The following is a 10,975-nucleotide window of genomic DNA, read 5'->3' as shown; positions in this document are numbered from 1 at the left end:
AGCGTATTACTATTATATTTTTTACATTCATTCAAAAAAGCCACTTAAATCCTGATTTTGTAAGGTTTCAAACAACTTTTTATCATTCTTTCTTTCCTTTATGTCAAATTATATGGAAGTAATACTTACTTATAAAAAATCTGCGCCTTAATATTGGTGTTCAACTTTGAGGCGCAGCTAACTTATGGGGTAGAATGTTCTATACTAAAAATAAATTAAAAGTTAAGTATTAAACATCTTTAGAATGTTCATTATCTTTTTTATACATTGCTTCAATCTGTGCTTTGTAACGCTCCAGAATAACTTTACGACGTAATTTTAATGTTGGAGTGATTTCATTCATTGTTGTGGTAAATGCCTTAGGTAATAACGTAAATTTTTTTACTTTTTCAAAATGTGCTAGCTCATTTTGTAATTCATTGATACGCTTTTCAAACATTTGAATGATCTCAGAATTTTTTACTAATTCCATTCTATCTTGATATTTTATATTCAGCTGCTTTGCATATTCTTCTAAACTATCAAAACAAGGCACGATAAGTGCTGAAACATATTTTTTGGCATCAGCAACAATGGCGATTTGCTCAACAAATTTATCTTTACCTATTTTCCCTTCAATATGTTGTGGAGCAATGTATTTCCCTGTTGATGTTTTCATCAGTTCTTTAATGCGATCTGTGATATAGAGATTACCTTCTTCATCAATCATTCCTGCATCACCAGTTTTTAAGAATCCATCTTCAGTAAAGGCTTGTGCGGTTTCTTCTGGCTTTTTATAGTAACCACGCATAACAAGATCACCACGAACGAGGATTTCGTCATTTTCGCCTATTTTAACTTCAGTATTTGGCATAACTTCACCAATTGAATTAGGATTAAAATGATCTCGCCAACATGATATTGTGGCAGTAGTTTCAGTCATACCATAGCCTAAGATGATATTAATACCAATACTATGAAAGAATAAGCCAATAGATGGCTCTAATTTTGCTCCACCACAAGGCATCATTCGAATACGACCACCAAGTAAATGACGTAATTTTGATAACACTAATTTATCTGCAAGTCGATATTGTATACCTAACAGTAAAGAAATATTTTGTCTATTTGATTTTAGATGAAAATGTTTATGTCCAATATTCATTGCCCAGTTAAAAATCATTCTACGGATAGTGGGGGCTTTTTGGACTTTGTCGTGAATAGCAGAGTAAATTTTTTCATAGAAACGAGGAACGGCACACATTAATGTTGGTTTTAGTTCAGAAAGTGCAGTTCTTACTTGTTCTGTATTTTCAATATAGCAATTTACTGCCCCACGATGAAGTACATAAGCGAGCCATGCTCGTTCATAAATATGTGAAAATGGCAAAAAAGAGAGAGAAACATCATTATGATCAATATGTTGTAGCGATTGATCATGGGCTTTTAATTGATGTGCTAAATTTGAATAATCAAGCATTACCCCTTTGGGTTCACCTGTTGTTCCCGAGGTATAAATTAGTGTAAATAGATCATCAAGTTTTTTGTTTTCTAGCCGTGATTTGAGCTCATTTTTACTTTCATTAGATAGATTTTTAATAAATTCAGCCCAATGAATTGATTTTGAATGACCGTTGGTAATAATACTTTCTTTCATTGCCACAATTTTTTCCAGCATCGGACATTGTTCAATAATACTTATTGCCTGATTATATTGTTCTTGATCACCAACAAATAGAATTTTTACATCTGCATCATTAATGATATAGGCTGCTTGTTGTGCTGTATTGGTTGCATAGATTGGCACTGTGATAGCTCTAATTTGCAATGTAGCAATATCTGTAATCGTCCAACGAGGCATATTATTCGCGAAAATACCGATTTTATCTTGAATATTAATACCATTTGTTAAAAGAGCTTGTGATAATTCATCAATCTGCTCTTGAAAGCTCGACCAAGAAATATCTAACCATTGGTCGTTTTTAAGGTAGCGAAGTGCGGTATTATTTTTCAGTGTTTCTGATTGAAATCTGATACGATTAATCAAATGAAAGTCGTTATTATTCATAAATCCTATATTATTTATTTCTAGCTTACACTTGTAAGCTAATATAATGATTAATGAATAAAATTGCTAGTTAAAAAATAATAATTTCTTTATTTTTTGATTAAAATCGTATTTTTATAAAAATACAGATGTTCGCTATTTTAGATATGGCAAAATATTTATAATTAAATTTAGATTATTTTATTCTGAATAATATTAAAAATTTTTTCATTAATATGTATTTTTTATGGCTACAATACTTTTATACGTGTTAGATTTATACATATTTTAATTATTTAATTGTGAGGTTCTTTATGCGTAAATTTCTTTTAATATTTTTATCGATAATTCTAATACCACAATTACAAGCAGCTGAAATTACTGCTACATCTTGTATTAATTCAGAGATTGACGTTGTTGTTCTTGGTTCTGGTGGACCAGAGCTTACTGATCGGCGAGCTTCTACGGGATATTTATTAAGAGAAAAAGGTAAAGCACGTTTTATTATTGATTTTGGTGCAGGTGCTTCATTGAACTTTGAACGTGTAGGTGGAAAAATTGAAGATTTAGAGGCTCTTCTTTTTACGCATTTTCATGTGGATCATGTCAATGATTTACCAGCAATAATTAAAGCATCATTTTTTTCTGATCGTGAGCGTGACTTACCATTATATGGTCCAACTGGTAATCATATTATCCCTAGTACTTCTGTTTTTGTGGAACGTCAATTTGGTGTAAATGGTGTTTATCCTTATTTGTCTGATTTTCTTACTGGAGAAGCAGTTTATCGCTTAATACCCATTGAGGTGAATGCGGATCACGATAATCCTCGTTTATTTACTACTAAAATTGGTGATTTCTCTATACAGGCGATAGGCGTTGATCATGGTTTATTGCCTTCATTAGCTTGGCGTATTGAAAAAGATGGTTGTTCTTTAGTTATCTCAGGTGATACGAATAATAGTGGGAAGACGCTTGAACATTTAGCTAAGACAGCGGATATTTTTATTGCTCATCATGCCGTACCTGAAAGTAGTAAAGATCATGTGGCACAACATTTACATATGAAGCCGTCAGAAATAGGACGAATTTCTCGTGATTCGAAAGTCCATCATTTATTGCTATCTCATTTTATGCATCGTACAGAGCATACAGAAGATGAAACACAATCAGCTATTCGTTCTTATTATAATGGTCCATTAGATTTTGCAAAAGATTGTGATATTTATCAATTACAAACGGGGAAAAAAATAGGTAGCTGTATGTAAGAATGGAACTTTATGGTAAGTTTTCATTGATCAACATAGCCTAGTTTAATGATAATTTAAAAGCTAACTAGGCATAAAAAAACCGCTCAAAGAGCGGTTTAATTCTAGAAAGATTTAGATTAACCTTTGTAGTTATAGATATGAGAAACTAAGTCTAATACTTTGTTTGAATAACCAGTTTCATTATCATACCAAGATACTAATTTAACAAATGAATCAGTTAATGCAATACCTGCTGCTGCATCAAAGATAGATGTTAATGCACAACCGTTGAAGTCAGTTGAAACAACAGCATCTTCTGTATAGCCTAGAACACCTTTTAATTCATTTTCTGATGCACGTTTAATTTCTGCACAGATTTCAGCATAAGTTGCGGGTTTTTCTAAGTTTACAGTTAAATCAACAACAGATACGTTTGGTGTAGGAACACGGAAAGCCATACCAGTTAATTTACCATTTAAGGCTGGGATTACTTTACCTACTGCTTTAGCTGCACCAGTTGAAGATGGAATGATGTTTTGAGCTGCACCACGACCACCACGCCAGTCTTTTGCTGATGGACCATCAACAGTTTTTTGAGTTGCTGTTGTTGCGTGAACTGTTGTCATTAAGCCGTCTTTAATACCAAATTTATCATTGATAACTTTTGCTAAAGGCGCTAAGCAGTTTGTTGTACAAGATGCGTTAGACACGATATCTTGACCTGCATAAGTGTCAAAGTTTACACCATTAACGAACATTGGTGTTGCATCTTTAGACGGTCCAGTTAAAACAACTTTTTTTGCACCCGCAGTGATATGTTTACGTGCTGTTTCATCAGTTAAGAATAAACCTGTTGCTTCTACTGCAACATCAACACCAATTGCTCCCCAGTTTAGGTTAGCTGGATCACGTTCAGAAGTTACACGGATTGATTTACCATTTACGACTAAATTACCATCTTTAACTTCAACTGTACCGTCGAAACGACCATGAGTTGAATCGTATTTTAACATATAAGCCATGTATTCAACATCGATTAAGTCGTTGATACCAACAACTTCGATATCTGAACGATTTTGTGCTGCACGGAATACGATACGACCAATACGGCCGAAACCATTGATACCAATTTTAATTGTCATAAGATTTTCACCTTTAAATTTAAGTTAAACAAAACGTCTATATCACAAAAATAGATTTGTGTATTTTCATTTTCGGATTATAGCATGGTTTCTTTTTTTGATGAAACTAGACTATATCCAAAAATATAACAGATAAACATTTTGTGATCTATGTCAAATTTTGATTTATCGTTAATAACCGTGTTTTGTTTATTTTTTATAAGAATGCTGATTTCGGTATAAAAAATCTTTGTGAGTACTGATTTTTTATTAATTTATCGGCATAATAGAAAATATTTTAATAAATGTAAGGTGGTATTATGGGTCAAGGGAATCTCTATATTATATCCGCACCAAGTGGGGCTGGGAAATCTTCTCTTATTTCTGAATTATTAAAGCAAGATCAGAAAGGAAAAATGATGGTTTCAATTTCTCATACAACAAGGGAACCTCGTCCTGGAGAGATTGATGGAGTACATTATCATTTTGTTTCTCATGATGAATTTGAGGCATTAATTGAACAAGAGGCATTTTTGGAATATGCTAAAGTTTTTGGCGGTAATTATTATGGTACCTCACTTACCGCAATCCAAGAAAATTTGGCAAAAGGAATTGATGTTTTTCTTGATATTGATTGGCAAGGTGCACAACAAATTAGAGAGAAAATATCTAGCGTAAAAAGTATTTTTATTTTACCACCATCACTAGAAGAACTTAGGAAACGCCTTATTGGTCGTGGACAAGATAGTGAAGATGTTATAGAAAAAAGAATGTCAAAAGCAGTAAGTGAAATTTCTCATTATGATGAATATGATTATGTGGTTGTTAATGATGCTTTTGAGCAAGCATTAGCTGATATTTATCATATTTTAAATGCTGAGAGATTAACGGTTGAGTATCAACAAATACAAAATTTAAGATTGCTTCAACAATTACTGGTAAAATAAGGTATCTTTTAGTATTATTAATCCCCTTTATCTTTTAAATTTTAATCATTTTAGTAAACAGATTAATGGAGTAAATTATGGCTCGAGTTACAGTACAAGATGCAGTTGAGCAAATTGGTAATCGTTTTGATTTAATTTTAACTGCGTCACGTCGTGCTAGACAGTTACAATTAAACATTCAAGATCCTTTAGTGCCTGAAGAGAACGATAAACCAACAGTTATAGCATTACGTGAAATCGAAAAAGGATTAATAAATAATGATATAATGAATGCTCAAGATCGCCATCAAGCGCTTGAACAGGAACATGCAGAATTAGATGCAGTTTCGTTATTATCTAGTAACTAATTTTAATTAATGCCATTCAGTTAGGTGTCCTGTGTATTTGTTTGAAAGTTTGTTGCATATTATTCGTGGTTATTTGCCCGATGACAAAATAGAGTTAGTAAAACGTGCATTTGTGATAGCAAGAGATGCTCACGAAGGACAATATCGTTCAAGTGGAGAACCTTATATTACTCATCCTGTCGCAGTTGCTTCTATCTTAGCAGAAATGCGTTTGGATCATGAGGCTATTATGGGTGCGCTTTTGCATGACGTTATTGAAGACACTCCTTATACTGAAGAGCAATTAAAAGAGGAATTTGGTGCAAGCGTTGCTGAAATCGTTGAGGGTGTATCTAAATTAGATAAACTAAAATTTCGGACTAGAAAAGAAGCTGCAGCTGAAAATTTTCGTAAAATGATTTTAGCAATGACGAAAGATATTCGTGTTGTATTAATCAAACTTGCAGATAGAACACATAATATGCGAACGCTTGGTGCATTACGCCCAGATAAGCGTCGCCGAATAGCCAAAGAAACTTTAGAAATTTATGCTCCACTAGCTCATCGCTTAGGTATTGAACATATAAAAAATGAGCTTGAGGATTTAGGATTTGAAGCGATGCATCCTCAGCGTTATCGCGTGTTGCAGAAAGTAATTAAAGTTGCACGTGGTAATCGTAAAGATATGATTCAACGAATTTCAACTGAAATTCAGGGACGTCTTGATGATGTTGGGATAAAAGCAAGAGTATTTGGACGCGAAAAGCATTTATACGCTATTTATCAGAAAATGAGACTCAAAGATCAGCAGTTTGATTCTATTATGGATATTTATGCGTTTCGGACGGTTGTCAAAGATGTTGATACTTGCTATCGAGTGCTTGGTCAAATGCACGGATTGTATAAACCTCGTCCTAAACGAGTGAAAGATTATATTGCTGTACCTAAAGCAAATGGTTATCAATCTTTACATACTTCAATGATTGGTCCGCACGGGGTTCCTGTTGAGGTTCAGATTCGTACTGAAGAAATGGATCAGATGGCGGAGTTAGGTGTTGCTGCTCATTGGGCTTATAAACAAGGTGGTAAGAATGATAGTACAACCGCCCAAATTCGAGCTCAACGCTGGTTACAAAGTTTAATTGAATTGCAACAAAGTGTTGGTAATTCATTTGAGTTTATTGAGAGTGTTAAATCAGAGTTTTTTCCTAAAGAGATTTATGTTTTTACACCTAAAGGAAAAATTATTGAGCTACCAAAAGGTGCGACGCCAATTGATTTTGCTTATGCGGTTCATTCTGATGTCGGACGACGTTGTATCGCCGCCAATGTAGATAGAAAGCCTTATCCATTATCCCAAGCTCTTATTTCTGGTCAAACCGTTGAGATTATAACTTCGCCTTATGCTCAACCTAATTCTATTTGGTTAAATTTTGTTGTTACAGCGAAAGCTCGTACTAATATTCGTCATTCTTTAAAAGATCTTAAAGTAGATACAGCAATACTTTTAGGTAAACGTCAGTTAATTAATTCGTTATTACCTCAAAAATTAGAGGATATTTCTCAAGAAAATTTGACCGCACTTTTATCTGAATTGAAATTAAATTCTCTTGATGAGCTTTTTGTTGAAATTGGTTTAGGCAACCAAATGAGTACAGTAATTGCTTATCGCTTAATTGGTGAAGCGATTGAAATTGATACGGACGGCGATTTAACAAATAATCCAAGTCCTTTTGAAATTAAAGGTTCTGATAGTTTATTAATGACCTTTGCTCAATGTTGTCATCCAATACCGGGTGATCCGATTATTGCTTATGCTAGTCCAGGTAAAGGATTAGTGGTTCATCATGAGTGTTGTGCTAACGTTAAAGATAGACAAGAACATTCAGAACGTTATATGTCAGTCCAATGGGAAAATGCGGATACCAAAGTTGATTTTGAAACGGAATTAAGAATTGAAATTTTAAATAAACAAGATTCTTTATCTTATTTAATGTCGTCAATTTCTTCATTAGGCAGTAATATCCATAGCATATGGACTGAAGAACAAGATGGTCGCTTATATCAGGTTGTTGTGTTATTAACCGCGAAAGATACACAACATTTAGCTAATATTATTCGGAAGATTAAAACTATTAGTGGTTTTGTAAGTGTTACTCGTAATATTAATAATTAATGACAATTCAATTATTAGATGCTATTCCACTTAGTAGTTTATCGGGTGTAGGAGTAGCGATTTCTCAAAAATTAAGTCGTCTGGGGATTTTTAATCTACAAGATCTCCTTTTTCATCTCCCTATTCGTTATGAAGATCGTACAAGAATTACTCCTATTATTGAGTTATTACCAGATCAATATGCGACCATTGAAGCTATCGTGCAGACTTGTGATGTACAGTTTGGGAAAAGACCTATTTTAATGGTAACGCTTTCCGATAGTTCATCAAAAATAGCATTAAGATTTTTTAATTTTAATGCAGGAATGAAAAACAACTTTAAAATAGGTAGTCGAGTAAAAGCATTTGGTGAAGTAAAACGTGGGCGTTTTATGGCGGAAATGCATCATCCAGAATACCAAATTTTACAGGGAAATACTCCAGCTATTTTAGATGAAACATTAACACCAATTTATTCTACAACGGAAGGTTTAAAGCAAAATTCATTACGAAAATTAACGGATCAAGCATTAGAAATGCTAGACAAAGTAACTATTCGTGAAATATTACCACGTGAATTTAATCCTTTTCCCTTTGCATTAAAAGAAGCAATACATTTCTTACACCGCCCACCTCCTGATGTTTCTATCGAATTACTGGAACGAGGAGAGCATCCTGCACAAAAACGCTTAATTTTTGAAGAGTTATTAGCCCATAATCTTGCAATGCAAAAAGTGCGGTTAAAAACACAAGCATTTTTTGCATTATCATTGTTTTATCAAACAGATATAAAACAACGCTTTTTATCACAGTTACCTTTTAAACCAACGAATGCTCAAGTTAGAGTAACGAAAGACATTGAGCTAGATTTAGCTAATACCTATCCTATGATGCGATTAGTTCAAGGTGATGTTGGTTCAGGAAAAACATTAGTTGCTGCATTAGCTGCATTACTTGCGATTGATAATGGAAAGCAAGTCGCATTAATGGCTCCAACGGAGATTTTAGCCGAACAGCACGTTGTAAATTTTCGTCGTTGGTTTGAACCTTTAGGAATTGAAGTAGGATTGTTGACAGGAAAAATAAAGGGTAGATCTCGACAAAAGGTTTTAGATGAGGTTAAAAGTGGTTCGTTACAAATGATAATTGGAACGCACGCTTTATTTCAAGAAGAAGTGGAGTTCTCCTCTTTGACTTTAGTTATTGTTGACGAACAACATCGTTTTGGGGTGAATCAACGTTTAATGCTGAGAGAAAAAGGAGCAAAATCAGATTGTTATCCACATCAGCTCATAATGACTGCAACACCAATACCCAGAACATTAGCAATGACAGTATATGCTGATTTGGATACTTCAATTATTGATGAACTTCCTCCAGGAAGAACTCCAATTAAAACAGTCGCAATTTCAGAAGAGCGTCGCATAGAAATTATTGAACGGGTTAATAATGCTTGTTTAAAAGATAAACGTCAAGCCTATTGGGTATGTACACTAATTGATCAAAGTGAAGTATTAGAAGCACAAGCAGCAGAAGCAACTGCCGAAGATTTAAAAGCTGCATTACCTCATTTGCGAATTGGTTTAGTACACGGAAGAATGAAAGCAACTGAAAAACAAGAAATAATGGATAGCTTTAAAAATGCGGAATTAGACTTGCTTGTGGCAACGACTGTTATTGAAGTAGGAGTTGATGTGCCTAATGCTAGTTTAATGATTATCGAAAATGCTGAACGTTTGGGCTTATCTCAATTACATCAGCTCAGAGGTCGTGTTGGACGTGGAAGTGCGGCTTCTTTTTGTGTACTTATGTATAAATCACCATTAGGAAAAGTTTCTCAAAAGAGATTACAAGTGTTGAAAGACACACAAGATGGTTTTGTTATTTCTGAAAAAGATTTGGAAATCCGTGGTCCCGGAGAAGTACTAGGAACAAAGCAAACAGGTATTGCAGAATTTAAAATAGCAAATTTAATGCGAGATCGTAAAATGATTCCTTCAGTTCAGTATTATGCTAATAAACTTATTCATCAACATCCAAATATAGCAGATGAGCTTATCCATTGTTGGTTAAATAATAAAGAGATTTATTCTAATGCTTAGGATTAATTCTTTTCTATTTGCTAGCAATTTATGAAAAGGGTAGAATTCCTTTACTTTTTTGTTTTAGAGTAAGTTATGCAACCAACGATTCTTTTTTTTGATTCAGGGCTAGGTGGTTTGAGTGTTTATAAGGAAGTAAAAGCTTTATTACCCGATTGCCATTATCTGTATTGTCTTGATAATGCTGGTTTTCCATATTCTGAAAAACCAGAAGAAGTTATCATTGATCGAACATTAAAAATTTGTCAAAAAATCAACCGCACTTTTCCACTAGATTTAATTGTGATTGCTTGTAATACCGCAAGTACAGTTGTTCTACCAAGTTTGAGAGAACATTTAGCTATACCTATTGTGGGAACGGTTCCTGCCATTAAACCAGCTGCAAAAATTTCTGAATCGAAACATATTGGGTTACTTGCAACAAAGGGAACGATTAAACGTACCTATGTTAATAATTTAATTAAAGATTATGCGAGTGATTGTAATGTTGAGAAATTGGGTTCTACAGTTTTAGTCGAAATCGCCGAAAAAAAATTGCGAAACGGTGAAGTTGATTTATTACAGTTAGGTTCTGAGTTAGAGCAATGGAAAGGAATTGATGATTTAGATACGGTAGTTCTTGGTTGTACACATTTTCCTTTAATTAAAGATGAGATAAAGCAATTTTTGCCTCAAGTAAATTATTTTATTGATTCAGGTAAAGCTATTGCATTGCGAGTACAAAACTTGTTAAAAAATGTCAATATTAAAGAAAAACAAAATCAAAATATAGAAAACTTGGTTTTTTATACGAAAAATTCTCAACACGAAGCGCAATTTGAGAATGCATTATATCAATTAGGTTTTAAAACAATGTCTGTAATTAATGTAATTTAGTTTGAAAAATAGACATAAATATTCATTTTATTCAAATTAAGTTTATAAATTAGACATACAATAAAATTTTTTAAAAATTTTAAAAAAAAGTACTTGCAAAGTTTGATGAGATATCTATAATACGCCCCACAACGACACGACGTTGTCAGAAGAAAATGCTCGTGTCGTTTTT

General features: G+C 33.4%; 8 protein-coding genes. 6 read left to right on the top strand and 2 right to left on the bottom strand.

The window, feature by feature from the left end; genetic code table 11:
• Positions 1 to 229: 229 nt before the first annotated feature.
• Positions 230 to 2,047: an AMP-dependent synthetase/ligase gene (locus EV697_RS09670; protein WP_132025074.1), complete on the bottom strand. Its 1,818-nt coding sequence runs from the start codon at positions 2,045 to 2,047 to the stop codon at positions 230 to 232.
• 293 nt (positions 2,048 to 2,340) lie between these two features.
• On the opposite strand from EV697_RS09670, the gene EV697_RS09665 reads away from it, so the two are divergent.
• Positions 2,341 to 3,294: an MBL fold metallo-hydrolase gene (locus tag EV697_RS09665; protein WP_132025072.1), complete on the top strand. Its 954-nt coding sequence runs from the start codon at positions 2,341 to 2,343 to the stop codon at positions 3,292 to 3,294.
• Between the two features lie 119 nt (positions 3,295 to 3,413).
• Here EV697_RS09665 and gap read toward each other — a convergent pair whose 3' ends face one another.
• Positions 3,414 to 4,418, bottom strand: a complete 1,005-nt coding sequence (gap, locus tag EV697_RS09660) for a type I glyceraldehyde-3-phosphate dehydrogenase (protein WP_132025070.1) — start codon at positions 4,416 to 4,418, stop codon at positions 3,414 to 3,416.
• Between the two features lie 299 nt (positions 4,419 to 4,717).
• Between gap and gmk the strand changes: the two genes are divergently transcribed.
• The 5 genes from gmk to murI all read left to right on the top strand — a co-directional run bounded on the left by gmk (position 4,718) and on the right by murI (position 10,803).
• Positions 4,718 to 5,344: a guanylate kinase gene (gene gmk, locus EV697_RS09655; protein ID WP_132025068.1), complete on the top strand. Its 627-nt coding sequence runs from the start codon at positions 4,718 to 4,720 to the stop codon at positions 5,342 to 5,344.
• Between the two features lie 77 nt (positions 5,345 to 5,421).
• Positions 5,422 to 5,691: a DNA-directed RNA polymerase subunit omega gene (gene rpoZ, locus EV697_RS09650; protein WP_132025067.1), complete on the top strand. Its 270-nt coding sequence runs from the start codon at positions 5,422 to 5,424 to the stop codon at positions 5,689 to 5,691.
• 31 nt (positions 5,692 to 5,722) lie between these two features.
• Entirely contained in the window at positions 5,723 to 7,846 is a 2,124-nt protein-coding gene (gene spoT, locus EV697_RS09645) for a bifunctional GTP diphosphokinase/guanosine-3',5'-bis pyrophosphate 3'-pyrophosphohydrolase (protein ID WP_132025065.1), read from the top strand.
• Positions 7,846 to 9,927: an ATP-dependent DNA helicase RecG gene (recG, locus tag EV697_RS09640; RefSeq protein WP_132025063.1), complete on the top strand. Its 2,082-nt coding sequence runs from the start codon at positions 7,846 to 7,848 to the stop codon at positions 9,925 to 9,927. Before spoT ends, recG begins: the two co-directional genes overlap by 1 nt.
• A gap of 75 nt (positions 9,928 to 10,002) precedes the next feature.
• Positions 10,003 to 10,803: a glutamate racemase gene (gene murI / locus EV697_RS09635; RefSeq protein ID WP_132025061.1), complete on the top strand. Its 801-nt coding sequence runs from the start codon at positions 10,003 to 10,005 to the stop codon at positions 10,801 to 10,803.
• Positions 10,804 to 10,975 lie beyond the last annotated feature (172 nt).

This window comes from Bisgaardia hudsonensis (assembly GCF_004345785.1).
In the GTDB taxonomy this organism is placed as follows: Bacteria; Pseudomonadota; Gammaproteobacteria; order Enterobacterales; family Pasteurellaceae; genus Bisgaardia; species Bisgaardia hudsonensis.
The sequence above is the reverse complement of the archived record's forward strand: the minus strand, read 5'-3'. Positions and strand labels throughout refer to the sequence as shown.

Excerpts from the sequence above, each read along its gene's own strand:
- rpoZ (WP_132025067.1), top strand. The coding sequence starts at position 5,422 with ATGGCTCGAGTTACAGTACAAGATGCAGTTGAGCAAATTGGTAATCGT.
- EV697_RS09665 (WP_132025072.1), top strand. The coding sequence starts at position 2,341 with ATGCGTAAATTTCTTTTAATATTTTTATCGATAATTCTAATACCACAA.
- gmk (WP_132025068.1), top strand. The coding sequence starts at position 4,718 with ATGGGTCAAGGGAATCTCTATATTATATCCGCACCAAGTGGGGCTGGG.
- recG (WP_132025063.1), top strand. The coding sequence starts at position 7,846 with ATGACAATTCAATTATTAGATGCTATTCCACTTAGTAGTTTATCGGGT.
- gap (WP_132025070.1), bottom strand. The coding sequence starts at position 4,418 with ATGACAATTAAAATTGGTATCAATGGTTTCGGCCGTATTGGTCGTATC.
- murI (WP_132025061.1), top strand. The coding sequence starts at position 10,003 with ATGCAACCAACGATTCTTTTTTTTGATTCAGGGCTAGGTGGTTTGAGT.
- EV697_RS09670 (WP_132025074.1), bottom strand. The coding sequence starts at position 2,047 with ATGAATAATAACGACTTTCATTTGATTAATCGTATCAGATTTCAATCA.